21 protein-coding genes and 3 pseudogenes are annotated in these 26180 nt (G+C 60.4%); 18 read left to right on the top strand and 6 right to left on the bottom strand.

Annotated features, from left to right (window positions below; all coding sequences use genetic code 11):
* Window positions 1-13 precede the first annotated feature (13 nt).
* On the top strand, window positions 14-1906 hold the full coding sequence (gene asnB, locus C8D77_RS31440) for an asparagine synthase (glutamine-hydrolyzing) (protein ID WP_109671375.1): 1893 nt from the start codon (window positions 14-16) through the stop codon (window positions 1904-1906).
* A gap of 38 nt (window positions 1907-1944) precedes the next feature.
* Here asnB and C8D77_RS31445 read toward each other — a convergent pair whose 3' ends face one another.
* The gene (locus C8D77_RS31445) at window positions 1945-3252 is read right to left on the bottom strand and encodes an alkaline phosphatase family protein (RefSeq protein ID WP_109671376.1); all 1308 of its coding nucleotides are present in this window, start codon (window positions 3250-3252) and stop codon (window positions 1945-1947) included.
* A gap of 166 nt (window positions 3253-3418) precedes the next feature.
* Between C8D77_RS31445 and C8D77_RS31450 the strand changes: the two genes are divergently transcribed.
* The 7 genes from C8D77_RS31450 to C8D77_RS31480 all read left to right on the top strand — a co-directional run bounded on the left by C8D77_RS31450 (window position 3419) and on the right by C8D77_RS31480 (window position 11515).
* Window positions 3419-5125, top strand: coding sequence for a pyridoxal phosphate-dependent aminotransferase (locus tag C8D77_RS31450; RefSeq protein ID WP_109671377.1), 1707 nt, complete (start codon window positions 3419-3421; stop codon window positions 5123-5125).
* Between the two features lie 54 nt (window positions 5126-5179).
* A complete protein-coding gene (locus tag C8D77_RS31455; protein WP_109671378.1) occupies window positions 5180-5971 on the top strand; it encodes a DeoR/GlpR family DNA-binding transcription regulator in 792 nt (263 codons plus the stop codon).
* Window positions 5972-6161: 190 nt separating this feature from the next.
* Window positions 6162-7724, top strand: a complete 1563-nt coding sequence (locus tag C8D77_RS31460; protein WP_109671379.1) for an ABC transporter substrate-binding protein — start codon at window positions 6162-6164, stop codon at window positions 7722-7724.
* A gap of 5 nt (window positions 7725-7729) precedes the next feature.
* Complete coding sequence (locus C8D77_RS31465) at window positions 7730-8761, top strand: ABC transporter ATP-binding protein (RefSeq protein ID WP_109671380.1); 1032 nt, start codon at window positions 7730-7732, stop codon at window positions 8759-8761.
* On the top strand, window positions 8758-9717 hold the full coding sequence (locus C8D77_RS31470) for an ABC transporter ATP-binding protein (protein WP_109671381.1): 960 nt from the start codon (window positions 8758-8760) through the stop codon (window positions 9715-9717). Before C8D77_RS31465 ends, C8D77_RS31470 begins: the two co-directional genes overlap by 4 nt.
* Complete coding sequence (locus tag C8D77_RS31475) at window positions 9717-10658, top strand: ABC transporter permease (RefSeq protein ID WP_109671382.1); 942 nt, start codon at window positions 9717-9719, stop codon at window positions 10656-10658. Before C8D77_RS31470 ends, C8D77_RS31475 begins: the two co-directional genes overlap by 1 nt.
* Window positions 10655-11515: an ABC transporter permease gene (locus C8D77_RS31480; protein ID WP_109671383.1), complete on the top strand. Its 861-nt coding sequence runs from the start codon at window positions 10655-10657 to the stop codon at window positions 11513-11515. The genes C8D77_RS31475 and C8D77_RS31480 overlap by 4 nt, the downstream gene beginning before the upstream one ends.
* Window positions 11516-11559: 44 nt before the next feature.
* Here C8D77_RS31480 and C8D77_RS31485 read toward each other — a convergent pair whose 3' ends face one another.
* The 4 genes and pseudogenes from C8D77_RS31485 to C8D77_RS31500 form a co-directional block, all read right to left on the bottom strand.
* Complete coding sequence (locus C8D77_RS31485; RefSeq protein WP_109671384.1) at window positions 11560-11946, bottom strand: 3'-5' exonuclease; 387 nt, start codon at window positions 11944-11946, stop codon at window positions 11560-11562.
* 81 nt (window positions 11947-12027) lie between these two features.
* Window positions 12028-13045 (bottom strand): annotated as a pseudogene (locus C8D77_RS31490) (nucleotidyl transferase AbiEii/AbiGii toxin family protein).
* Window positions 13038-13631, bottom strand: coding sequence for a DUF6088 family protein (locus C8D77_RS31495; protein ID WP_109671409.1), 594 nt, complete (start codon window positions 13629-13631; stop codon window positions 13038-13040). The pseudogene C8D77_RS31490 and the gene C8D77_RS31495 overlap by 8 nt, the downstream one beginning before the upstream one ends.
* A 56-nt stretch (window positions 13632-13687) precedes the next feature.
* A pseudogene (locus tag C8D77_RS31500) lies at window positions 13688-14059 on the bottom strand (IS110 family transposase); the annotation flags it as partial.
* A gap of 365 nt (window positions 14060-14424) precedes the next feature.
* Between C8D77_RS31500 and nifH the strand changes: the two are divergent.
* The 10 genes and pseudogenes from nifH to C8D77_RS31550 all read left to right on the top strand — a co-directional run.
* On the top strand, window positions 14425-15318 hold the full coding sequence (gene nifH, locus C8D77_RS31505; protein ID WP_010913608.1) for a nitrogenase iron protein: 894 nt from the start codon (window positions 14425-14427) through the stop codon (window positions 15316-15318).
* Window positions 15319-15422: 104 nt separating this feature from the next.
* A complete protein-coding gene (gene nifD, locus C8D77_RS31510; RefSeq protein WP_109671385.1) occupies window positions 15423-16928 on the top strand; it encodes a nitrogenase molybdenum-iron protein alpha chain in 1506 nt (501 codons plus the stop codon).
* Window positions 16929-17054: 126 nt separating this feature from the next.
* Window positions 17055-18596, top strand: coding sequence for a nitrogenase molybdenum-iron protein subunit beta (gene nifK, locus C8D77_RS31515; protein WP_109671410.1), 1542 nt, complete (start codon window positions 17055-17057; stop codon window positions 18594-18596).
* A gap of 60 nt (window positions 18597-18656) precedes the next feature.
* Complete coding sequence (nifE, locus tag C8D77_RS31520) at window positions 18657-20147, top strand: nitrogenase iron-molybdenum cofactor biosynthesis protein NifE (protein WP_109671386.1); 1491 nt, start codon at window positions 18657-18659, stop codon at window positions 20145-20147.
* A gap of 9 nt (window positions 20148-20156) precedes the next feature.
* Window positions 20157-21539 carry a nitrogenase iron-molybdenum cofactor biosynthesis protein NifN gene (gene nifN / locus C8D77_RS31525; RefSeq protein WP_109671387.1) on the top strand — a complete coding sequence of 461 codons (1383 nt, stop codon included), beginning with the start codon at window positions 20157-20159 and terminating at the stop codon, window positions 21537-21539.
* Window positions 21505-22002 (top strand): nitrogen fixation protein NifX, encoded by a 498-nt coding sequence (gene nifX, locus C8D77_RS31530; RefSeq protein WP_109671388.1) that lies wholly within the window; start codon window positions 21505-21507, stop codon window positions 22000-22002. Before nifN ends, nifX begins: the two co-directional genes overlap by 35 nt.
* Before the next feature lie 17 nt (window positions 22003-22019).
* On the top strand, window positions 22020-22499 hold the full coding sequence (locus tag C8D77_RS31535) for a NifX-associated nitrogen fixation protein (RefSeq protein WP_109671389.1): 480 nt from the start codon (window positions 22020-22022) through the stop codon (window positions 22497-22499).
* 24 nt (window positions 22500-22523) lie between these two features.
* Entirely contained in the window at window positions 22524-23309 is a 786-nt protein-coding gene (locus tag C8D77_RS31540; protein ID WP_109671390.1) for a response regulator transcription factor, read from the top strand.
* A gap of 77 nt (window positions 23310-23386) precedes the next feature.
* Window positions 23387-24274 carry a universal stress protein gene (locus C8D77_RS31545; protein ID WP_109671411.1) on the top strand — a complete coding sequence of 296 codons (888 nt, stop codon included), beginning with the start codon at window positions 23387-23389 and terminating at the stop codon, window positions 24272-24274.
* A gap of 176 nt (window positions 24275-24450) precedes the next feature.
* Window positions 24451-25074: pseudogene (locus C8D77_RS31550) on the top strand (NAD(P)/FAD-dependent oxidoreductase); the annotation flags it as partial.
* A 684-nt stretch (window positions 25075-25758) separates the two neighbouring features.
* On the opposite strand, the gene C8D77_RS31555 reads toward C8D77_RS31550, so the two are convergent.
* Complete coding sequence (locus tag C8D77_RS31555; RefSeq protein WP_109671391.1) at window positions 25759-26160, bottom strand: hypothetical protein; 402 nt, start codon at window positions 26158-26160, stop codon at window positions 25759-25761.
* Between the last annotated feature and the right edge of the window lie 20 nt (window positions 26161-26180).

A 26180-nucleotide genomic window follows, 5' to 3' on the forward strand; every position in this document is an offset into this window, starting at 1 on the left:
GAGAGCGACCCCAATGTGCGGAATCTTTGGGATAGTCCTCAAAAACGAGGGAACACCCGTTTGTGCTGAGGCCGTTGAGCGTTGCGCTGAGGCTCTCGCTCATCGCGGGCCTGATGCCAGCGGCCTATACATTGATCAATCGGTCGCATTCGCGCATCGACGGCTATCGATTGTCGACGCTCATTCTCGCGCCAATCAGCCCTATCGCGATGACAATACCGGAGTGGTGGTGACGTACAACGGCGAGATATTCAACTATCGGGAAATTAGAGCTGAATTGAGGGATATGGGTTTTTCCTTTTCGACGGTGTCGGACACCGAGGTTCTAATTCTTAGCTATATTGCTTGGGGAAAGTCATTCTTAAACCGCCTTGACGGGATGTTTGCCTTCGCGCTTTTCGATCCCCGGAACTCGCTTGCTCTCATCGCCCGAGATCGTTTGGGGGTAAAACCCCTTTACTACACGATCTGCGATGTTGGCCTTCTCTTTGCATCGCAGCCGAACGCTCTCATTCGCTGGCCGGGCCTGATACGCGGACCCGACATCATCGGCGCGCTCAGTTTTCTTTCCTATCGCGCGGTTGTCGGTGCCAGGACGCTGTTCGCCGGGATCTCCAAGTTAGAGCCCGGCCATCTCCTCGCAATAAGGAATGGGCGACACACGTCCGAACGTTGGTGGAATCTGTCGGAGCGCATTTCGCGATCGAAGCCGGACTATTCCGACATAAGGAGACTATTTGGAAGCGCCGTCGAACGTCAGCTGGTGTCTGACGTACCGGTCGCCGCATTGTTGTCCGGTGGACTTGACTCGAGCATCCTCGCCTATGAGGCGTCCACCCGCTCCCAAATCCGTCCGATCTGCTATACCGGCAAGGTCGAGCCCGCCGATTATGACGAGACGGCCTATGCGATGGAGGTCGCAGCAGAATTCGGGCTCACTCACCGGGTCGTCCCGATTGGAGAACCATCCGATGTCAACGCCGTAGCGGAGCTGGTGCGCCTGCGCGGACATCCGCTTGGGATGCATAACGAAACCGCAATGTTTACGCTCGCAAAGGCGATTTCGAAGGAGCATAAGGTCGTCCTCACCGGCGAGGGTGCCGATGAGATTTTTGCTGGCTACAGCCGATTGTTCCGTACGCCGTATGATTACAATCGAAGCAAGATCATCGCCGCATTGCCACCTGCTCTTGCCCAGATCGCACGCCGACGCCTCGGACTCGGCGTCCATTGCAGTCAGCTGCAGTTCTTCCTGGAGCGCTACAGCTACTTCCCGACCGATGAAATCCGCTCGCTTGCTATCGATGGGCGGATACGAAGGGAGCACGAGATGGCTCTGTTCGATCACTTCTCGACTCAATTTGCAGAGGCCGGCGGAGATTTCTTTAGCAAGATCTCATATGTTCTCGTCTCTACGCATTTGCCCGCATTGCTGGAAATGGTTGACAACACCACAATGGCAGCTGGGCTTGAGGCTCGCGTTCCTTATACCGATCACCAGCTCGTTACCGCCGCAATGGCGATGCCCGGCTCACAGCGGTTGAGGTGGAGGTCTCCAATCGCTTCGGTCCAGGCACTGTGGCATCCGGTTGCTTCCTTCAGCGAACGTCTCGATGTCTCAAAATTCCCCTTAAGAAGGGAATACCGGAGCGTCTTGCCCAGATCTGTTCTATCTCGCAAAAAGATGGGATTTCCGCTGCCACTGGGTCAGTGGGCCGTTGGCGAGGGAGCAACGGAATATCGAAGGCTGCTGTTTGATAAGGACTCTCCACTGGGAGATTTGTTCGATCCTGCTGCTTTGCGGCGTTGGTTCGAGGCCGGACGACGAAATCCTTCAGACTCGTTTGGCCGGAAGTTCTGGCTGTTGGCCAACCTTGGGATATTCTTCAAAGAGGTATTCTCATGACGAATATGCGAGCCCGCAGGCGGTCGCTTGCGGGCATTTTACAGAAGACCCTTTGCCGAAAACGGGGCGTCGGACAATCCCAAGATCTGAGCAATGGTTGGCGTGAACTCTTCAGCGGAGCCCCAGGCAATATTGCAAGGTTGCATTCCAGGGATGCTCAACAGGCATATCCGATCGTCCTCCGCGCTGCCCGGTCGAAAACCGTGGGTGGACAAGTATCGAGGTCTGCCCGTCGGGCCAGCTTCTTGCGTGTCTCCAACGGTCTCCTCGAAGGAGTGTCCAGGAGGTGCGACATAGGTCGCTATGCAATCACGTTCATTTACCGGAACATGGTCGCTCGACCACGGCTCCACTTGGAAGCGCGCCAACAGTCCGTCTGCGATTCTGCGGTCATGAGCTCCGTCAACCAGGACATGGAGCGTCGCTCCTTCACTTTCCCAAAGCAAGTCAGGGATGATCGCATCCGGATAAATGGTTGTGTGGACGGCGCTATGTCCATGGTCACTTGCGACTACGATCGCGTAATCGTCTTCCCGCCCGACTCGCCTCAGTCCTTCGATGAGAGCGCCAATCATCATGTCGGCCGCGGCGATAGACCAATGTGCCGCCTCGCTTTCGTATCCGAACTGATGCTGAATCGAATCCGTCATGTCGATCTCGGTCAAAATGAGATCAGGCGGGTTCTCCGAGCAAGCCAGCGCTCCTGCAGCCCCGATCATGAGATGATCCGCGGCCAGGCCCGCAACGAGAGCAGTGCTCGCAACGGTGTCACTACTGGACGGGAAGCCGAAGAGATCGAGCACGCCGGCGGCTCGCAACCGTCCATTTGGATCTTTGATCATGCGCGAGCGAGCGATGCGGTTTTCGGGCAGGCTCTTAAATGACCGGCTTCCCTGGAGAAACCCTCGTTCCCACCAGGCCGGCACGAAGACATCGCAATCGGCTGGGTCGATCAACCCAGCGCCGATGGACGCGACATCAAGCCCGCTATTTTTGGCAAGCTTTGCAATGGTCGGAACCCGCAGATCAGACGCGTCGGCGCAGACAAACGAGCCATCTCGCACAATGTGGTTTCCGTAGATCCCGTTCGCTTGAGGCGCCGCGCCGGTTAGCATGCTTGCGCGCCCCGGCATCGACGTTCCCGGCACCGTTGAGCGCAGGCGAGTGATGGACAGACCGTCTCCTGCCAAACGAAGAAGCGTCGGCAACCGATGTTTGTGCTTTTCGAAATAGTCCGCGCTTACGCCGTCCATGAGGATCAGAATCGCTTTCGTAGGAGCGCGCGGCTTTATCGAGGCAGGCGTCTGAAAACGAGCGGTAGGCCTGGATGGATTGGTGTGGGTCATGTTGCACCTGGAAGAGACCGATCGAAACCAAAGCCCCCTATAGGCTTCGGATGACGCCGGTATGAACGCATCACGGGATACTTCGAGCGCCAGTGGGTCGTTTTGATTTTGGGAATGGGCGCTTCTACGCGCTCTTTTTGTTTCCTTCAGAAGAAAGGAGTCCGAGATGGCCGATACGACCCGTGCTATTTTTATCCTCGATTTCGCAGGGCCAAAAATACATCTGTGGAGTGGCAGCTACGATGCACCGTTGGTTCCTATCAACGGTCAGCCGCTCTTGGACCGTCTCGTCAACGCCTGTGTCGAAAACGGCATTGAAGATGTCACTCTCGTTGAAAACTTGAGCAGCGGCACATTCGCTGGGTTCCGCCTGCAGGACAGCACAAATACGCTTTCGTGGCACGACGCGCATGACGGCGATCTCATTGAGAAGTTTTGCCAACATGATGGCGATACCCTCCTGATATGGGGAACGCCGCTTTTCGACAGTGAGGTTCTTGACGGTATCGATGTCAACAAAGGTTTGCGCGGCTCCGCTTGGCGGCCCGACGCTCCGACCGGGATTTATCGATTGAGTGCTGATGTTCTACGCAATCTTCTGGCCGAAAGCCGCGCCGCGGCATCTCTGCATCAGGCCTTGAGTACGTTAGTCGCGGGCCTGTCCCAGCTGGACGTAGCGTTGCCTGACAATGTGCTGAATGTTGGCTCCAAGCTGCTCGATATTTGCGACGGTGTCGACGCATCCATCGCGGAATTTCGGTGTGACAAGGAGAACGTGCTGCGGCGTCTGGAAACGAGCGTCGGAGGTTATTGGCGCAAGCCAATCGCCGAGCACATGCTTCTTTGCAATACCCGCTTCCCTCCCAAGACTTTTTACGATCGGCTGGCGGCGAGGCTCGAAGGCGTGTTGACATGCTATCCTTCTCAGCAGATCGATATCGCTTCAGTTGTTGGCACGATGACCTCGCAGCAGCCGGACTTTATTGCAGTCGGAAACGGGGTGACCGACCTCATCCAGGCGCTCTATTCAACGCTGAACCCAACAATCGCGATTCCCGTGCCGACGTTCGCCGGCTTTCAAACACCTCTCGATGACGAACAAAAGAACAACTTCGTCCTCACCCCGCCCTATTTCGATCTCGACGTTCGAGCTTTCCTGGAATTCGTACTGGCGACAGGCGCGGATACGGCAATCGTTGTAAATCCAAACAATCCGACCGGTCGACTTGTTGATCATGCTGACGTGGCATGGCTGGCGGAGGCCCTAGGATCTCGAGGGCGACGGCTGATCGTGGATGAATCGTTCATTGATTTTCCCGCTGATGGCCGACCAAACAGCGTTGAGACTCTGGTTCCGTCCTGTGCCAATTTGATCGTGGTGAAGAGCCTTGGAAAGGTCTTCGGACTTGGCGGAATCCGGCTCGCCTACCTCATGGCTGGCGATCCCACCCTCGTTGCCGCCGTGCGCCGGAAACTGCCGCTGTGGAACATTAACGGCATTGCGGAATACACACTGTTCCTGCTTCCCGAATTTGCAGAGGAATTGGAACACAGTCTAGACATGTTGCGAGAAGATAGAGAGCTGTTCATCGAGGAGCTGCGGACGGTACCGGGCCTCGACGTCGTACCTTCGCAAACGAATTTCATCTTGTGCCGGCTGCCTGAAAATTCGGTATCCGCTGCCGAGCTCAAGCGCCGCCTCGTTCTGTTCGAATCCGTCCTCGTAAGAGAATGCGGCTATCAAGCCATGAACGACGCAGATCGATATCTGCGCCTGACGGTTCGAAGTCGGACGGAAAACGAAAGGCTGGCAAAAGCTCTGCGGCGCACCTTAAGCCGCTCAACGGCCTGTGAGAGTGACGCCCTGACGTGACATTTGCGCAGCGAACTGAATAGTCTTTTTTCGAATGCCGCGAGAGAGAGAAGCATGTCGCTTAGTTACAATCGTCATAAAAGGCTCGTTGAAATCATCCAGGCGAATGGCGAAGTGCGCATCCGAGATTTGATGCAGCGGTTCAATATTTCAGAAGAGACTGCGCGGCGGGATATCAAACGGCTCGAGCAGGATGGCTTGGTCGCACGGGTCCATGGTGGCGCGGTCGCAACGCAACAGCCAAAGCTGCTGGCCATCTCATCGCGAGCTGTTTCCGAGCGCGCGGAAAAAAGCACCATCGCTGAGATCGCCCTGGGTCTTCTGAAGCCCGGTCAGAATCTCTTCTTCGGGGGCGGCAGCACCATTCTGTCGTTGGCCAGCCGCATATCGGCCCTGCCGGAAATGCGCGTCGTCACCAACATGGTCGATACTGCCATCGCCGCGGCCGAAGGCTATCGGCATCGCGTTGTCATGCTGGGGGGCGATTTCAATGTCGATTTCCGGACCGTAACCGGATTCACCGCCTTGCGTACACTCCGCGAACAGCAGATCGACGTCGCATTTATCGGCGTCAATGCGGTGCATCCGAATGGCGTCTTCGACCATGAACAGGTCGGACAGGAGCTTGCTGCGACGCTCTGCGAGCAAGCACGGAAAATTGTCATTCTCGCCGATCACAGCAAATTCGGCTTGTCGGCGCGTTACCGCATCCTGCCCCATTCGGCGATTACCGCGATCATCACCGACCGGAGGCCTGCATCGGACATGCTGGACAAGATCGAAGCCGCCGGTGTTGAAGTTCTATATCCGCAAAACCGTCACAACCCCGCACTGGTCTCTACTTGATCCTCTTCTTTCAGCCCTCACGGCTGCCCCAACCGTGAAACATTTTTTTCCTTTTGATTTCAAGAGCCAACACAATCCGTCTCAAACCTGCAAAAAACCGTCACATAACCGCGCTATGTCTCATCCCGTCTCGGGAGCGGATTTCATTCGCTCCGATTGTCATCCCGACTGAAAGAGAGGGGATTTTGATATGCAAACGACACGTCGCAGATTTCTCGGCATGACCGCCATGGCGGCTGGCGCAATAGCATTGCCGAACACGATCATGGCGGCAACCGGCCGGCGGCCGAACCTCAATATTGCCGTTCAGGACCTGCGCACAATTCTGGAACCGGTGGACGGCTCCTCCATCGCCAACGTTTCCTGGCGGGTGCAATACAGCATTTTCGATCAGCTTTTACGGACCGACTACAACGACAATTTTCGCCTGAATTTCGCGCTCGCGACATCATTGAAGCAAATTGACGCCACGATCCATGAGATCAGGTTGCGCGACAATGTGAAGTTTCATGACGGTTCCACAATGACGGCGGATGACGTTGTCTTCTCGCTCGGGCCGGATCGACTGCGCGGCGAAAAAGCGCCGGGCGCGGCCGTGTTTGCCAACTTCCTCTCCTCGCTCGCCGATGTGCAGAAGATCAATGATCGCACTGTCCGTTTGATCACCAGGACAGAGGATCCGGTCTTCGCCCAGCGGCTCGGCGCCTGGGGCACGCAGATCATCAGCGCCAGGGCACGGGCTGGCGCCAGCAGCTATGACGCCTGGGCGGCGAAGCCGATCGGCACCGGCCCTTACAAGATCGGCGAGGTCCGCAACGGCGACGAGATCACGCTGGTGGCGCACGACGAATATTGGGGAGGCCAGCCGCCATTTGCCTCGATCCGCTTCAAGCGGCTGCCGGAAATCGCCGCGCGCATCGCCGGACTGAAGTCGGGCGATTACGATATCGTCACAGACATCACTCCGGACCACATTGCCGAAATTGAGGGTGTCAACGACCTCTCGATCGTTGGTGGCGAAGCCATGTGGTTCCGCTTTCTCACATTTGCTCCGCTCAGGACTCCCATCCTGAAAGATGTCGATCTGCGTCGCGCGCTCGCTCTCGCTATCGATCGCGGTGCGCTGGCGGACGGCCTCTGGGACGGCCGGGCGAAAGCGCTGACCAGCTGGCAGCTACCGATCTTCGGCGAGATCAACGACCCCGACCGCAAGGGGGTGTCCTATGATCCGGCGCAGGTCAAGGAACTGCTCGCCAAGTCATCCTACAGAGGTGAGGAAATCCCATACCCTTCCGTCGGCACCTATTATCCGATGCAGCTCGCCGAGAACCAGGCGCTTGTCGAGATGTGGAAGGCTGCCGGAATCAACGTCAAGCTGATCATGTGTGAAAACTGGACGCAGGTCGGCGACATTGGCGGCATCAATGACACGTCCGGCGGCGCCTTCTACGCCGATCCCGTTTCCATGCTGTGGCAGATTATCGGTCCGACCAATGACCTCCAGTCAACAGGTGGCTGGACCAATGCCGAGTTTAACGCGCTCGGTCACGAGCTTGAAACGACGACCGATCTCGCCAAGCGCCAGGCGGCCTTCAAACGGATGCAGGACATTGTCGAGATCGAGGACCCTTGCATCACGCCGCTGCACTCCATGCCCTTTATCTATGGGCAGAAGGCGGATGTCAGCTGGCAGCCCAACCCGTTGCCGCAAATGTATCTCGGTCCGAAGATGCCGCCTGAGCCGGTGGCCTGAGTTCCATGCTGCATAAGTCTTTCCACAACAGCGCGGGCGCCGCGCTGTTGCCCGCTCATGGCATCGGGGCTTCCGCCACCAAACCTGCCATAAGCATTGCTGGCTTGAGGGTGGCGTTCGGCGATGTGCCTGTGCTGCACGGTGTCGATCTCGCTGTGAACAAAGGCGAGGCCTTGGGTATCGTTGGCGAATCCGGCTGCGGCAAGTCCGTGACTTGGCGGGCGGTTCTTGGCCTGCTGCCGAAATCCGCCGAGATCGGAGGCGAGGCCAGGATTGGTGATCTCGATCTTGTGGGCGCACGACAATCCGTTTTGGATCGGGTGCGCGGCGGACGCATTGCCATGATCTTCCAGGATCCGGCCAGCGCGCTGAACCCGGTGCATCGCATCGGCGCGCAGATCACCGAAGCGCTTCGCCTGCACCGTGGCCTTAGCGGTGCCGCCGCCCGTGCCGAGGCCTGCCGCCTGCTCGACCAGGTCGGGATAGCCGCTGCGGCAAGCAGGCTCAACGCGTACCCCCACGAACTGTCGGGCGGCCAGAACCAACGGGTGATGATTGCCATCGCGCTCGCCGGCCGGCCCGAACTGCTGATCGCCGATGAGCCAACGACCGCGCTCGACGCCACCGTGCAGGCGCAGATCCTGCTGCTGCTCAAAGATATTCAACGCGACACAGGCATGGCGCTGGTCATGATCAGCCATGATCTCGCCGCGGTGGCGGCCGTCTGTGACCGGGCGTGCGTCATGTATGCGGGCCAGATCGTCGAAACGGCACCGAAACACACGCTTCTGACCGCGCCGGAGCACCCCTATACACGCGACCTGATCGGTGCCATTCCGCCCTCGCACGGTCCGCGCATGCGGTTGACCGCCATTGCCGGCGCGCCGCCACAACGCAATCTGTCGCCGGGATGCGCCTATGCGCCACGCTGCCGGCACGCGATCGCGGTATGTCGCACGAGCCGACCGGAACCACGGCAGGTCGCCGCGCGGCACTCGGTGCGTTGCCTTCGTTTGGACGCCGGCACGTATCAATGACCCTGCTGCGTCTCAACAACATCACCCGTCGCTTTCCGCTCGGCTCGCCACTCTACGGACCGCGGAAATATCTTGTTGCAGTCGATGGCGTGTCGCTGGATGTCGAGATGGGCCGGACGACCGGCATTGTCGGCGAATCCGGATGCGGCAAGTCCACCACCGGCCGTATTGCGCTCGGTCTGGAGCCGCCGGACAGCGGAGGTGTGCTGTTTCAGGGTTTGCCGCTGCCGCGCATCGACAGCAAAAAGTGGCGCGCGCAGCGGCGCCAGATGCAGCTGGTCTTTCAGGACACCTTGGCAGCGCTTGACCGCCGAATGACTGTCAGCGCTCTCATCGCCGAGCCGCTGGCGATTCACGGGATTGGCGATCCGGCAAGCCGCAAGCAACGTGTGGCCGAGCTTCTCCACGGCGTCGGCCTCGGCGAAGGCCATGGCATGCTCTATCCGCATCAGCTTTCCGGCGGCCAGCGCCAACGCGTCGTGCTTGCCCGGGCGCTCGCGCCAAAACCCTCGCTTCTGGTTTGCGATGAGCCGGTCTCGGCGCTCGACCTGTCCGTCCAGGCGCAAATCGTCAATCTGCTCATGGATCTTCAGCAGGAGCTCGGGCTCGGCCTCTTGTTCATCAGCCATGACTTGCGGGTCGTTCGCCATGTCAGCGACCGGATCGTCGTCATGTATCTTGGCCGCGTCGTCGAGCAGGGGCGCGCCGACGCCATTATCGATCAACCCGCCCATCCCTATACGCAGGCGCTCGTCTCGGCCATGCCGAGGCTTCCGGGCGGATTCGATCATTATGTGGCGTTGCCAGGCGAACCGCCGAGCCCCACCGATCGGCCGTGCGGATGCCCGTTTCATCCACGCTGTCCACTTGCGCGCGATGTCTGCCGCCAGAGCCTGCCCGAACTCCTGCCGCTAGGACCGGAACGGCAGGTCGCCTGCCATTTGGTGAGGCATTGATGAGTGCGGTGTTTCGTTTCGCCGGCCCCAAGGTCCTGCGTGCCGGCCTGTCGATCCTGATCGTGGTGACCTTTACATTCGTGGTGCTGCGGGCCTCGGGAGACCCGGCGCTGCAGATACTCGGTCCCAGCGCCCGCGCCCCGGATCTTGAGGCGTTTCGCCGGCATTGGGGGCTCGATCAGCCTCTGTATGTGCAATATGTCCGCTATGTCCTGGCGGCACTTCACTGCGATTTCGGGAATTCCATGCTGGCTGGAAAACCGGCCCTGCAGCTTGTGTTCGAGCGCGTGCCCCTGACATTGGCGCTCATGCTGCCCGCACTGGCGCTCACGATGCTGATCGGCATTCCGGTCGGCGCCTACGCCGCCATGCATCGCGACACCTGGGTCGACCGATCGGTGATGATGCTGACCGTGTTCGGCTTCACCGTGCCAAGCTTCGTGCTCGGGCTATTGCTGATCCTGATCTTTTCCGTGACGCTCGGCCTGTTCCCGTCCGGCGGCGCGGATCGGCCGGAAAGCTTCGTACTGCCGGTGCTCACGCTTGGTTTGGGCGGGGCCGCCATTATCGCGCGCTTCACGCGTAGCGCCATGATCGAAGTTCTGTCGCAGCTCTACATCGTGGCGGCCAGCGCCAAGGGCGTGACGTGGCGGCAGGTGGTTCGCCACCATGCCTTTCCGAATGCGATCATTCCTGTGCTGACGCTGTTCGGCCTGATGCTCGGCGGCCAGGTCGCGGGTGCCGTACTGGTGGAAAGCGTCTTCGGCTGGCCCGGCATCGGCCAATTGCTGGTGGTTTCGGTTGCGAACCGTGATCTCGCCGTGGTGCAGGTCATCCTCCTTCTCGTGGCGCTGACCATGACGTCGGCCAACCTGCTGATGGACCTGCTTTATGGCGTGTTCGATCCGCGCTTGCGTGGAACAAACTCAGGATCGCAATGAAAACGGCAACTGTAGAAACCAACCGTCCGCCGCCTCGCTCGGTGGACCTGCCGACACTCCTTGCGGGCGGCTGGGTTCTCCTCATGCTCTTCACGGCGCTCGCCGCGCCGCTGATGGCTCCCTATGAGATCACTTCCATCGACCTGCGCCATCGCCTGGCGCCGCCCGTCGGCTTTGGTGGAACGATGCTACACGTCCTGGGAACCGACGATCTGGGCCGTGACGTGGCCTCGCGCCTTTTCTACTCGATCCGCACCAGCTTGCTGGTCGCCTTCGGCGCCACTGCGATCAGCGTGTTGGTCGGTACCGGGATCGGTTTCATCGCGGCGTATTTCCGCGGGCTCGTCGAGCATGCCCTGCTGCTAATGATCGACGTACAGGCTTCGCTACCATTTCTAATCGTGGCGCTGGCAATGCTCGCCTGTTTCGGTAATTCGCTGACGCTGTTCGTCGCCCTGATGGGACTTTATGGCTGGGAGCGGAATGCGCGGCTGGCACGAGGACTGGCAATCACCGCCAGCGCGCAGGGCTATGCGAGCGCAACGCGCCAGCTCGGCGCCCATCCGCTGCGTGTCTATCTGCGGCATATCCTGCCCAACAGCGCGGCGACGCTTCTCGTGGGGGCGACGGTGACCTTTCCGGAAATCGTCCTGGTGGAAAGCGGACTCTCCTTCCTCGGCCTCGGCGTTCAACCGCCGATGACCAGTCTGGGTGTCATGGTCGCGGCCGGCCGCGAGTATATCACCCGCGCCTCCTGGATGCTCCTCGCTCCAAGCCTCGTCATTGTCATCACGGCCGTTGCCGTTAGCGTCCTCGGCGACTGGTTGCGCGATAAGCTCGACCCGACCCTCAAATAACGGTTTCCCAATGCAAAGGAGCTGATCTCCACACTTGTCGACGGCTACGCTCTTGCACGGGACGGGGTGCCGAACCTTCGCCCGCGGCCGGTATCGACGTAACCGGAATACAGCATATGGATCTCGTCGCGGGCCCGCGTCAGGCCAACATAGAACAGCCGTCGGCTTTCGCGTCGCGCCGCCGGCTGCTCGTTGCGCCAGGGCAAACCGCCCAGATCGAGTCCCACCATGATCACGACATCATATTCGCAGCCCTTTGCCGAGTGCGGCGTCAACAGATTAAGATGGAGAAGCGACGCGTCGCGTCCACCGAGGCTCGCCAGATCCAGGTCGGCGAGCGGCCCGCCGACAGCGAGCGCCGCCGACACGCGCACCACCTGTTCGCGCTGATCGGCGAGGCTTGGCTCTACCGCCATCAGCGCATCGAGCATTCCCGCCCGCAGCGCGCCGATTGGCGAAGTTTGTAATTTTGATCCGCGAAATTCGCACGGCGCCGTCCCCCCCAGTTTTTTCTATTCGCGGATGCTATTGGCTCGCTCGGCGATATCGGCACATCGCGCCATCAGCGCTTCGAAAGGCTCCGCGTCTTCCAGAAGAAGCCCGTCGTCGACCATGCGGGCGTAGTCCTCTTCAAGCGCCTTCAGACCATCGCCTGCGGGCACAAGCCGCAGACCGCCGTTGACAGCCGCCACGTAATCGATGGGCGTTCGATCGGGCGCTTTCTCGGCGAAGAACATGGTCTTGTGGCGCGCCACTGCGTTCGCCAGATCGCGATCAGCAAAGGCGGACGGGGTAAAACCGGTTTCGTCCAACCGCGCGACATCGTGCCAGTGACGAGCAAAGCGATCGCCGCGCCGGCGCTCCTGCAGGCAGAAGACATGGATGGCCGTCGCCTTCTCCCAGAAGGTTCGCTCCGCATGCATCACGCATGTGACGAGCCGTGGGTAAGGTCACACCCTCGATCAGGCCAGACGCGTCGCAGGCGATGTCGCGCAAGCTCGCGGGCTCGCCCGTCGATCGTGCTCCGAATTCGAGCATCACGCTCCGCGCCACATAGCCGGAGCCAGCCGTCGCGGCTTCGTAATCGATGAACAGCTTCTCGCCCTCGACGCGGATGGCGGCCGCCAAAGCTTCAGCCGCGAGCGCATCTGCGATGATCGGCTGAACGCTTCCTTCAACCCAATTGGGCAGGCGCTTGCGCACCTCGCTGGACCAGCGTTTTTCCTCGCTACGGGTCTCCGGCAACGCTTCGCCGTCGTCGCCCACCAAGTCGGGTGCAATCGCCCGGATGTCGTATGTCAGGTCGACGTCCTCGGAAAACCGCCGGATGACCTGATAGGCTTTGGACAGCGACGTGCCGCCCTTGAACACCAGATGTTCGCCGAGCGCCGAGCCGTAAAGGGTGGCGAGCGCCCAGACCACCCACACGTCCTTCTCGAGGAGATGCGCCGGCCGGCCGGACCGATCGGCCGCGACGCCGAGCGCCTCCCGCCGATCCTCGATCGGGAGGTGGAGAAAGAGATCAGCCATGTGCGGCCTTGCCTAAGCTGCGCGCCAGCCAGGTCGGAAGCTGCGGCGCTACCGCGACCAGCTCGCTGAAGGCGCCCGGCGGGAGTTTCCGCTTCAGTGTCTGGAGGGCGGCCCCAGCCTTCTCCGGCCCAAGCCAAGCCAACGCTCGCACCGCCTCGCCAGCGGGCCTATGCGCCATGGCGAGCTGCCAACGAGGCGCGTGGCGAAGCTCGACGACCTGCTTGCCGAGGCTCATCTTCCGGGTGCGGCCGGAAGTCAGATAGACCGACCGGACCGGCACCTGTGTCGTGAGACCGAGGGTGTTGGCGGCAGCGGCCCCACTCGGGACGATGGTCTCCCCGCGCTGGCTGGCAAGCGCCTCGACCGCTTGCTCCACGGAGGGAGCCCGGGTGCCGAACCTGCTCGTGACCGGAAGGAGATAGACGCCGCGACCCGCCCGGATCAACTGCGTCCGCTCGGCTAGACGCGACAATGCCTGATCCACCGCGGCGCGATTCCCGAGGTGAAGCAAGCTCTTAGCTGCGACCGGCGTGCCCTCTGGCAGCCCTTTCGCGTGCGCAAGAATCTGTTCGGTTAACCGTTGCATGGCCATGGTCCTGTCAGAAATATATGCGATTTTCTGACAGTTTTCAAGGCGGGGCAGCGGCGGCAGAGGTCGCGCGTGCGGAAGATCATCGACCGCGCCTGTTGCTCCTCGGTTTTGACAGCCACGAAGCGCATTGTCGGCCTGGAGGCCGCTTCCGCGGTCGCCTCCGCGTCAGCCAAGTTGTTCTTCTGCCGCTTTGCAAAGGACTTCACATAGACCGGCGGCAGGAGCCGGACGGCATGCTCGAGCCCGCCGATCGTACGCACCCAGTCGTGGGCCGTCGCGCTTCCATCGCCACCGTGCACCGGGGCTGTCCGGCGAGAAACGGCAGCAACTGCGCGCGACAGCTTCTTTTCCCGACTCACCGCGCCGTGAACCTGGAAGACCTGCTTTGCGAGATCGATTCCAATGATGGTAACTTGTTCCATGGATGCCCTCTGTGTCTTGGTCGATTCTGGCACCAAACTGGCACATTGCGATGGCATCGGGAGAGGGCATCTATTCCATCAGATTTTGACGACTAGCTTCTTTCCGTGCTCCGCGGCCGACGTCTCACTCAACGCCATCCGACATCTCCTGTCGCCTTTGTCAGGCCCGCGACACAAGTTTATTTAGCCAATTTAATATTTTTGCCAAATGTTAAACAGCTGAAAAGCAATCATAAAATTTCTTCTTCGATCCAGCCGGCCAAATTGGCACGAGTTTTGAAACGATCGGTGCGAGGCGGCGGGATCTGCCGACCGGCATTGAAGTCGCGGTAACCGCTATGGATGGAAAGAAGGAAGGAAGCAACATGTCAGGTCTGCGTCAGATCGCATTCTACGGAAAGGGAGGCATCGGCAAGTCCACCACCTCTCAAAATACGCTAGCCGCCCTGGTCGACCTCGGACAGAAAATCCTGATCGTCGGCTGCGACCCCAAAGCCGACTCCACCCGCCTGATCCTGAACGCAAAGGCGCAGGATACCGTTCTGCATCTCGCCGCCCAAGAAGGTTCTGTGGAAGACCTTGAACTCCAGGACGTGCTCAAGATCGGCTACAAAGACATCAAGTGCGTGGAGTCCGGCGGCCCCGAGCCGGGTGTCGGCTGCGCCGGCCGCGGCGTCATCACCTCGATCAACTTCCTCGAGGAGAACGGCGCCTATGACAATGTCGACTATGTCTCCTACGACGTGCTGGGCGACGTGGTGTGCGGCGGCTTTGCGATGCCGATCCGCGAAAACAAGGCCCAGGAAATCTACATCGTCATGTCCGGCGAGATGATGGCGCTCTATGCCGCCAACAATATCGCCAAGGGTATCCTGAAATACGCCCATTCGGGCGGCGTGCGGCTCGGCGGGCTGATCTGCAACGAGCGCCAGACCGACCGCGAGCTCGATCTCTCCGAGGCGCTGGCCGCCAGGCTCAATTCCAAGCTCATCCACTTCGTGCCGCGCGACAACATCGTCCAGCACGCCGAACTGAGGAAGATGACGGTAATCCAGTATGCGCCGGACTCCAAACAGGCAGGAGAGTACCGCGCGTTGGCCGAGAAGATCCATGGCAATTCGGGCCAGGGCACCATCCCGACCCCTATCACCATGGAGGAGCTCGAGGACATGCTGCTCGACTTCGGCATCATGAAGACGGACGAGCAAATGCTTGCCGAGCTTCAGGCCAAGGAAGCGAAATTGGCCGTCGCTCAGTAACCGCCGCTACCGACGGGGGGCGCCGACCGTGACCTGGCGCCCCTTTCTACGAAACAAGGCCTCGTTGGCGAGGCGTTACCCGAACCTTGAAAGGGGCAGGTCCCATGGGCCTCGACTATGAGAATGACGGCGCTTTGCATGCGAAGCTTATCGAAGACGTGCTGTCCCAATATCCAGACAAGGCGGCGAAGCGTCGCAAGAAGCACCTCAGTGTCGCAACGAGCAAGGACGAGGCCGGAGGGGAGGACAAGGGCCTTTCCGAGTGCGGCGTCAAATCGAACATCAAATCCATTCCGGGCGTGATGACAATCCGCGGCTGCGCCTATGCCGGCTCCAAGGGCGTGGTGTGGGGTCCGGTCAAGGATATGGTCCACATCTCGCACGGGCCGGTCGGCTGTGGGCAATATTCCTGGTCGCAACGCCGCAACTATTACGTCGGCACGACGGGCATCGACACGTTCGTGACAATGCAGTTCACCTCCGACTTCCAGGAGAAGGACATCGTTTTCGGCGGTGACAAAAAGCTGGAAAAGATCATCGACGAGATCGAGGACCTGTTTCCGCTCAGTGGAGGCATCTCGGTGCAGTCCGAATGCCCGATCGGCCTGATCGGGGACGATATCGAGGCAGTGTCGCGCAAGAAAGCCAAGGAGCACGAAAAGACGATTGTACCGGTGCGCTGCGAAGGTTTCCGCGGCGTTTCACAATCGCTCGGCCACCACATTGCCAATGATGCGATCCGCGATTGGGTCTTCGACAAGGGCGATGTCGCGTTCGAGTCCGGCCCATACGACGTCAACGTCGTCGGCGACTACAACATTGGCGGCGATGCCTGGGCCTCGCGAATCCTGCTCGAAGAGATTGGGCTTCGGGTGGTCGGCAACTGGTCGGGCGACGCCACGCTCGCCGAGATAGAGCGCGCGCCCAAGGCCAAGCTCAACCTGATCCACTGCTACCGGTCGATGAACTACATCTGCCGGCACATGGAGGAAAAGTACGGCATCGCCTGGATGGAATACAATTTCTTCGGCCCCACCCAGATCGAGGCCTCCCTGCGCAACATCGCCAAGCATTTCGGCCCGGAAATCGAGGAGAAGACCGAAAAGGTCATCGCCAAGTACCGGCCCTTGGTCGATGCCGTCATCGCCAAGTACCGACCGCGCCTCGAAGGCAATACGGTGATGCTCTATGTCGGCGGGCTGCGTCCTCGTCACGTCATCACTGCTTACGAGGACCTCGCTATGGTGATCGTCGGCACCGGCTACGAGTTCGCCCACAACGACGACTATCAGCGCACCGGCCATTACGTGAAGAATGGCACGCTCCTCTATGACGACGTCACCGGTTACGAACTGGAGAAGTTCATCGAAGGCATCCGCCCTGATCTCGTTGGCTCCGGTATCAAGGAGAAATACCCGGTGCAGAAGATGGGCATCCCGTTCCGCCAGATGCACTCCTGGGACTACTCCGGCCCGTATCACGGCTATGACGGCTTCGCCATCTTCGCCCGCGACATGGATCTGGCCATCAACAACCCGGTCTGGGGTCTCTACCGCGCGCCGTGGAAAAAGATGAAGGACGCACCGCTGAGGGCGGTCGCCGCCGAATGAGGACTGGCCTCCCTGCCAGGCAGAGAGGCCGATAAATGCTCGGGGCGCTCGATCCGCGGAGGCCCTTCAAAGTTTCGATGTCCCTGTGCTGCCGCTTGCCGCGGCCAGATGGAAAAGGTGACCACCATGCCGCAATCGGCCGAAAAAATTCTCGACCATGCTCCCCTGTTCCGCGAGCCGGAATACAGACAAATGCTTGCCGAGAAGAAACTGAATTTCGAATGTCCGCACCCTGATCAGATCGTCACCGATCAACGCGAATTGACCAAGACTTGGGAATACCGTGAAAAGAACCTCGCTCGCGAGGCGCTTGTCATAAACCCCGCCAAGGCCTGCCAGCCGCTCGGCGCGGTGTTCGCGGCCGCGGGCTTCGAGAAGACCATGTCTTTCGTTCACGGTAGCCAGGGCTGCGTTGCCTACTACCGCTCGCATCTGTCGCGACATTTCAAGGAGCCTTCGTCAGCGGTTTCCTCCTCGATGACCGAGGACGCGGCAGTGTTTGGCGGCCTGAAGAACATGGTCGACGGGCTCGCCAATACCTACAAGCTCTACGACCCCAAGATGATCGCCGTCTCGACCACCTGCATGGCCGAAGTCATTGGCGACGACCTGCGCAGCTTCATAGAGAACGCCAAGAACGAAGGCTCGGTCCCGAGCGACTTCGACGTGCCTTTCGCTCATACGCCTGCCTTCGTCGGCAGCCATGTCGATGGCTATGACGGCATGGTGAAGGGCGTGCTGGAGCATTTCTGGAAGGGCAGCGAGCGCTCGCAAGCCGCTGGGACCATCAACATCATTCCAGGCTTCGACGGATTCTGCGTCGGAAACAACCGGGAACTCAAGCGCCTCCTCGACCTGATGGGTGTCACCTATACCGTCATTCAGGACGCCTCAGACCAGTTCGACACTCCGTCGGACGGCGAATACCGCATGTATGACGGTGGCACCAAGATCGAAGACGTGAAAGGGGCACTCAACGCGGAGACGACGCTGTCGCTGCAGCATTACAACACCCGCAAGACGCTGGAATATTGCAACGAGGTCGGGCAGGCGACGGCATCCTTCCACTATCCGCTGGGTGTCCAGGCGACCGACGAATTCCTGATGAAGGTCTCGGCAATTTCCGGCCAAGAGATCCCCGAGACAATCCGGATGGAGCGCGGCCGACTGGTTGACGCCATGGCGGACAGCCAGTCATGGCTGCACGGCAAGAAGTACGCAATCTATGGGGATCCGGACTTCGTCTACGCCATGGCCCGCTTCGTCATGGAGACCGGCGGCGAGCCGACACATTGCCTCGCGACCAACGGCACATCGGCCTGGGAGGCCGAGATGAAGGAATTGCTTGCATCCTCGTCCTTCGGGCAGGATGCCCAGATCTGGGCGGGCAAGGATCTCTGGGCGATGCGTTCCCTGCTGTTTACAGAGCCGGTGGACCTGCTAATCGGCAATTCCTATGGCAAGTATCTGGAGCGCGATACCGGCACGCCGCTGATCCGGCTGATGTTTCCAATCTTCGACCGGCACCATCACCATCGCTTTCCCCTCATGGGCTACCAGGGTGGATTACGCGTGCTGACGACGATCCTCGACAAGATATTCGACAAGCTCGATCGCGAGACGAGCGAAACGGGCGTGACGGACTATTCCTATGACCTCACCCGCTAAGCCCGTACCGGCTTTTCGTCGAGGCCGTCCATTGCCCAATGGACTTCGGAGACTGACGCAATGACCTCGCTCAGTGCCAAGATCCAGGACGTTTTCGACGAGCCCGCCTGTGATACCAACCGCGGCAAGGATGCCAAAGCGCGCAAGCAGGGCTGCTCGAAGCCGCTGACCCCCGGGGCGGCAGCCGGCGGCTGCGCCTTTGACGGCGCCAAGATCGTCCTGCAGCCGATCACCGACGTTGCGCACCTGGTCCACGCGCCGCTCGCCTGCGAGGGCAATTCCTGGGACAACAGAGGCGCAGCTTCGTCCGGGCCAACCCTGTGGCGGACAAGCTTCACAACCGACCTCACCGAACTCGACGTCGTGATGGGGCAGGGCGAGCGGAAGCTCTTCAGGGCGATCCGCGAGATCAAGGATACATATGCGCCGCCGGCAGTCTTCGTCTATTCGACCTGCGTGACGGCGCTGATCGGCGACGACATCGAGGCCGTGTGCAAACGCGCGGCCGAAAAATTCGGCTTGGCCGTGGTGCCGATCAATGCGCCGGGCTTGGCCGGCTCCAAGAACCTCGGCAACAAACTCGCCGCCGAAGCGTTGCTCGATCATGTCATCGGCACGGTGGAACCCGACGACGCCCGGCCCTACGACATCAACATCCTTGGCGAATTCAACCTCTCCGGCGAATTCTGGCTGGTGAAGCCGCTGCTTGATCGGCTCGGCATCCGGGTGCGCGCCTGCATTCCGGGCGATGCGCGTTACATCGACGTTGCATCCGCGCACCGCGCCCGGGCGGCTATGATGGTGTGCTCGAGCGCACTCATCAATCTGGCCCGCAAGATGGAGGAGCGTTGGGACATCCCGTTCTTCGAGGGCTCCTTCTACGGCATAACCGATACCTCCGAAGCACTTCGCAACATTGCTGAGCTGCTGGTGAAGAAGGGCGCCGATGCGGAGATCCTCGATCGCACAGAGACGCTGATTGCCGAGCAGGAGGCGATTGCGTGGAAGAAGCTCGAGGCCTACCGCCGGCGGCTTCAAGGCAAGCGCGTGCTGCTCAATACAGGCGGTGTGAAGTCCTGGTCAGTCGTCCACGCGCTGATGGAGATCGGCATGGAGATCGTCGGCACCTCGGTCAAGAAATCCACAGTCGAAGACAAGGAGCGGATCAAACGGATCCTCAAGGACGAAAACCACATGTTCGAGCAGATGGCAGCGCGCGATCTCTACGCCATGCTCTCAAAACACAAGGCCGACATCATGCTGTCGGGCGGGCGTACGCAATTCGTCGCCCTGAAGGCCAAGACACCCTGGCTCGATATCAACCAGGAGCGCCAACATCCTTATGCCGGCTATGACGGCATGGTGGAACTTGTACGGCAGATCGACCTCGCCATTCATAACCCGATCTGGGGCCAGGTGCGGGAGCCGGCGCCATGGGATTGCCAGCCTGCCGGGGAGGACGATCTGGCGAGTAGGAAGAACGGGACAGCGACTGTGAACGCTTTCAATGAATTCGCCGGCGCGACGGCTCACCGCTTCAGCGACCGATGAGGAAATCCGATGGTCCGCATCCTTCGCAATACCAAATCAGCGGCCGTCAACCCGCTGAAGTCGTCGCAGCCGCTGGGTGCCGCCTTCGCTTTTCTTGGAGTCGAGGGTGCGATGCCCCTGTTCCACGGCAGCCAAGGCTGCACCAGCTTCGCGCTCGTGCTCTTCGTGCGGCATTTCAAGGAAGCGATCCCCTTGCAGACAACGGCGATGGATGAGGTGGCAACCATACTCGGCGGAGCGGACCATCTGGAAGAGGCGATCCTCAACCTCAAAACCCGCACTAAGCCAAAGCTGATAGGAGTGTGCACGACCGCGCTGGTGGAGACCCGTGGCGAAGACTGCGCGAGTGATATCGCCAACGTCAAGCTGAAGCATGCGGAAGAGCTCGCGGGTACGGAGGTTGTGCTGGCCAACACGCCTGATTTCGGCGGCGCTATCGAAGAAGGCTGGGCCAAGGCTGTCGCGGCGATGATCGAAGGGATTACACGGTCGGGCGCACGGACCCGGCAGCCGAAGAAGATCGCGATCCTGCCCGGATGCAACCTCACTGTCGCTGACGTCGAGCATTTGCGTGACATGGTTGAAAGTTTTGGGCTCAAGCCGGTTATCCTGCCGGACGTCTCCGGCTCACTCGACGGCACGGTTCCTGACCGCTGGGTAACCACCACCTATGGCGGCACCAGCGTCGAGGAAATCCGCGAGCTTGGCACGGCCGCGCAATGCATCGTCATCGGCGAGCACATGCGCCACCCGGCGAAGACGCTGCACGGGTTGACCGGCGTGCCTTACGCGGTGTTCCAGTCGCTGACCGGATTGAAGGCCGTCGACCGGTTCGTCTCGCTGCTATCGGCGGTTTCGGGTGCGGCGGTGCCGGACGGGGTTCGCCGTCACCGGGCGCAATTGGAGGATGCATTGCTCGACGGACATTTCCATTTCGGAGGCAAGAGAATTGCGATCGCTGCGGAACCAGACCAACTCTATCAACTCGCAACCTTCTTCACCGGCATGGGCTGCGAAATCGCAGCGGCGGTCACGACGACCGATATGTCGAAGATTCTGCAAAAAGTACCGGCGGACTGGGTTCAGATCGGCGATCTCGGCGATTTGGAAGTTCTTGCAGCGGGCGCGGATCTTCTCGTTACGCATTCCCACGGTCGCCAGGCGTCGCGACGCCTTGGCATTCCGCTCATGCGCGTCGGCTTCCCGATCTTCGACCGGCTCGGCAGCCAGCACAAGCTCACGATCCTCTATCGGGGGACGCGCGACCTGATCTTCGATGTTGCCAACATCTTCCAGGCCAATCAGCACGCGCCGACGCCTGAGGCGCTTGATCCATTCCGGAAACGAGAAATGCCAGATGAGCTCCGTTCGTCGCCTCTCACTCGTCACTGACGAGGTTCACGCACCAATGCCGGAACGACGAGTAGGCGCATTGCGCGTAGCCATCGCCACGCAAGACATGAAGAATCTCAATGCTCATTTCGGGTCGGCCAAGCGCTTTGCTGTCTACGACGTGACGCGCGAGGAGTGGCATCTCGTGGAAGCCGTGGCCTTCGATGACGTTTCCGATGAGAGCGGGAAGCGTCGGACCGAGGGCGATGACCGCGTCACGCCGAAGGTGGAGGCGCTGAAGGGCTGCCATCTGCTGTTTTGTCTGGCCATCGGCGGGCCTTCGGCAGCCAAGGTTATTTCGGCAAAAATCCATCCAATCAAGGTGCCGCAGCCACAAACCATCCAAGAGGTGCTGTTGCGCACGCAGACGATGCTGAGGACATGTCCTCCGCCCTGGCTGCGCAAGGTGCTGGCCGAAGCTGGTGTCGCCGAAAAGAAACCCTCCTTCGAGGATGAGGACTGAAACAAGGAAAGAGCAAAATGTTTGAAGTCGCGATCAGCCCTGCTGTCAACGATGACGAGGCGGCCCTTGCCAGCCCTTTCGTCAAGTGCCTCGTGCGGCTGATCCTTGCTCAAGATTCGCACGGGTCGTGGGACGGCAAAGCGGACACCGAGTTGCTGGCCGACTTCATCGTCAGCAAGGAACGGCGTCGTACGATCCCGATCATCGGCGATCCCGATCCGGACGTGCTGTGGAGGCTCGACAAGTTTTACACTGCCGTCGCCCTTGCGATCGAGGAGCGCTCCGGCCTGATGGCATCGCCGATGATCGAAATGAGCCATGAGGGGTTCGGGCGCGTGCTTTTCACCGCCGGGCGGCTGGTCGTTCTGTCCAAGACCGTGCGCGACGTCCATCGATTCGGCTTCGAGACGTTCTGCAAACTCGCCGCGGCCGGTACGAAACTGGTCGACGATGCCATCGCAGCCATCGACGCCTATCCCGAGGTGGCACGGGCATGAAACCAATTTTCGAGCAAGAGGATCATGTCAGGCCTTGAGGAGCCGCGATGGCCAGCCCACGCGGCCGACGCGGTCGAGGCCAATGTGGTTCTCGGGGTAGCGCTGATGAAGCCACTCGTCCTGATCTGTTCGCAAGATGCGGAGTTCTATCTGTTCCTCAGCCACATACTGGGGGTGGACGGCTTCGTCAGTGAGCCGGCAGGCGGCGCCAAGGAAGCACTTGCAAAGGCCGACGAACGGGAATTCCAGGCCGTGGTGCTGGACTGCGGTCCAACGAGCCTTACCGGGTCCGCAATCTGTGCTCGGCTCAAGCGGGAACCCCGGACCGGCGGCCTGCCCATCATTGCCCTGATCGCGCCCGGCGCCGAGAACCAGCACCTTGATCTGTTGAAGGCCGGCATTGACGAGAGCTTTGTGCGGCCAATGGCGCCGGCCAAGCTGCTCGATTATCTGCGGACGAGGCTGGCGCTGCCGAAGCCGGGTTCAAACGGGATTGAAAACAGCAGTTGGCTTTCCTTTGGCAGCCTTGAGATGAAGCTCGATGCCCACCGGGTTTGCAGCAATGGCCATGACATCCATCTCGGACCGATCGAGTTCAATGTGCTGCGGCATTTGCTCGAGGCTCCCGGCAAGGTCTTCAGCCGGGACGAGCTGATCGGCGCGGCCTGGCCGGCCAATATCCATGTCGGTGAACGCACAGTCGATGTCCATATCAGTCGGCTCAGAAAGGCGCTGGAGACGGCCTCGCCCGGTATCGTCATCCGCACCGTCAGGTCGGCCGGCTACTCGCTCGAGAAACTGGACGGCTGAATTGAGTGCCGAGTGTGGTGTGAGCCGGTCTTGCGGCCCGAAACGCCCTTATGGAACACTCGGGAAGAAGCGGGAAAATGGGCTTTAAAACGGTACTCTGTTTGACCGGCGCTGACCATTCCGATCAGGACGTCAGAACTGCTGCCAGTTTGTGTGCGGAAATCGGCGCGCACCTCTCCGTACTGATTATACCCCCTCCGACGCTCCTTATGTCGCATCGGCGGATCGGAGATCGTGCCCCCGAGTGGCCGGTACGACATGGACAAGCAATTGCCAAATTGAACGACCGGTTTCGGCAAATCGATCGATTTACACAGGACGCGGTCAGACGGGAAAAGCGCTGCGGAGATATCGAGAAACTGCTGGAATCCATGTCGCTCGCCTATAACGTTGACACCGACTATTACGATCCGGCCAGCCTCGGTGAAGTGGCACGACAGCGCGCTCTCTGCGCCGACATCACGATCATCGGACCGGGGCTCCTCAACGACGAGAATCTCGGACCTCCTGTGGTCAACGGCTGCTTGTTCGATACGGGAAAACCGGTGCTCGTTGTGCCGAAGGGTGCTGAGGCGACGCTGTGGCCACGGCGTGTCCTGGTCGGTTGGGATTCGCGAGTCGAGGCGTCCCGTGCGGTTCGGGAAGCGCTGGGTCTCCTATGCGCTGCTGAGGAAGTTCATGTCGCCCTGGTCGATCCGAAGGCCAACTACAACGGGAACGGGGCGGAGCCCGGAGCCGACATCGCTGCCTATCTCACTCGGCACGGTGCTCGGGTGTCGGTTGACGTACTGCCAAGTGCCGGCAAACCGGCGGCCACGGTGCTTGCTCAGCACGCAACCGACATTTCTGCCGACATGATAGTCATGGGCGCTTATGGCAACCGCCGGCTGCGTGAGCGGATCTTCGGCGGTGTGACCAGATGGATCTTTGAAAAGCCGACATTGCCGCTGTTTTTGGCTCGATGACGGTTCCGGACCCGCACCGATGCTGTTCAAAGCTCTACTGTGACGCCTGCATCCATACGTAGATGGGCTCCATCGAAATAATCGATCTTACGAAGAGTAACGAACATGAAAAGCATTGCTCGGGAGGCGACGCCCGCCGGAAATCTCTCCAGTCATGCGCAAGGCGGAGGTGGAACGGCCAGAGAGTGACCAGTGTCAGCCTCGACAATGGCGACAGGCTGGAAGTCGGCATCGTCGTCAACTCAGCCGGGCCGAATGCCGGCACGGTGGCTGCCATAGCGGGGCTGGTGTTGCCGGTCGAGCCGCGCAAGCGCAACGTCTTCGTCTTCGAGGCGCGCGACAAATATGCCGACATGCCGCTTCTGGTTGATCCCTCCGGCATCTATGTCAGGCCGGAAGGCTCGGTCTATCTCACTTGCGGCGCCGAACCGGAAGAAGGCGACGGCCCGGCCGACCCCACCGATTTCGAGGTCGACTGGCCGCTTTTCGAAGAGGTGATCTGGCCGGTGCTGGCGACCCGCATTCCCGCCTTCGAAGCGATCAAGCCGACACGCGCCTGGGCCGGCCACTACGACTACAACACGCTCGACCAGAACGCGGTGATCGGCCCGCATCCGCAGGTTAAGAATTTCCTCTTCGCCAATGGTTTTTCCGTTCACGGCCTGCAGCAGGCGCCGGCGGTCGGCAAGGCGCTGGCCGAGCTGATCGTGCACGGCGGCTACCGCACGGTGGACTGCTCGGCGTTTGGGTACAGCCGTGTCGCTGAAGGGCGGGCGTTCAGGGAATTGAATGTGATCTAACGCTGGCGGGACAGCCCCCCTCTCTGGCCTGCCGCCCATCTCCCCCGCAAGGGGGGAGACCGGCAGCTTCCCTGGCGGCTCCAAACTTCTAGCCTTGGAGATTGGCGAAGGCAGCGATGACGGCCAATTTCCCCCCCTTGCGGGCGCGGTCAGCGGGGTCCTTGCCTTTGGCGATGCATGTCGTGGCTGGACCGGGTGAGGTGAGTCCGGCCCGTCTACCCAGCCTCTGCGCCCGCCCCGAAGCCGCTCGCCCGAACGCTGCGCTACAGCACGCGCAGGGACGCGACCCCAGTGAAGGCATACTCCAGCGTGGCTTCGCCAATTCCGTTTCGTTGGCCCCCTCAAGGCGGTCTTCCAACCGAAGGCCGAACGCGCCAATTCGCCAGCCAACTCCATCAACGACTGTCTAAATCCGCAACCTGGGGCGGTTCGCTCGAGCTCGTTTGCTTGAGCACGGCACAGACGGGATCGCGAGTACGATGCCGCGGAATGGGAATGCACCCATGCTTGGGCACGAGGGCCCCGAGCCAACGCGCATCCCGCCAATCGGCGTCGTCACGTTCGAGATACATCACCGGCTGCTCGGCGCTTTTACGCTCGCATATGCGCCGGCACGCCGCTGGCGATCGATGACGCATCTGCCGACGAGGCTGCTCGTTCCACGAAAAAGCGATAAGCGCGAGATCAATGGGCAACCTCGTCGGGATCGAAAAGAGCGCTAAACCGGGTTGCTAGATCAATCCAGGGTGCCGCGTCGCCGCTCTCTGAAGCTATTCGAACGACCGCCGCCAGATAATCGGTAAAAGCCTTCAGTCTTATGGCGCCTTGCTCTGAGAGGCAGTCAATGGCGTCAAGCCGCTGGTAAACGGCAGCGAGCATATGTTGCACCAAAAGCAGGGAGGATGGGCAAGGGCAATCGCTCTTACTCGCGAGGCGCTTGCACTCGCTGCAAAGCGGCGGAATGTCCTCTAAGGCTAGGTAGCTGGAAAGACGTTGTATGAGATTGTCAGTGGCGTTCCTTGTCGAGAAGCCGTCCACCAGCTCCCCATCGCGTTGGTTCAATGAGATATCACTATAAAAGTTCATGGTTCTTCCTTTCCGATGGC

Source organism: Mesorhizobium loti (genome assembly GCF_003148495.1).
GTDB classification, from domain to species: Bacteria; Pseudomonadota; Alphaproteobacteria; order Rhizobiales; family Rhizobiaceae; genus Mesorhizobium; species Mesorhizobium loti.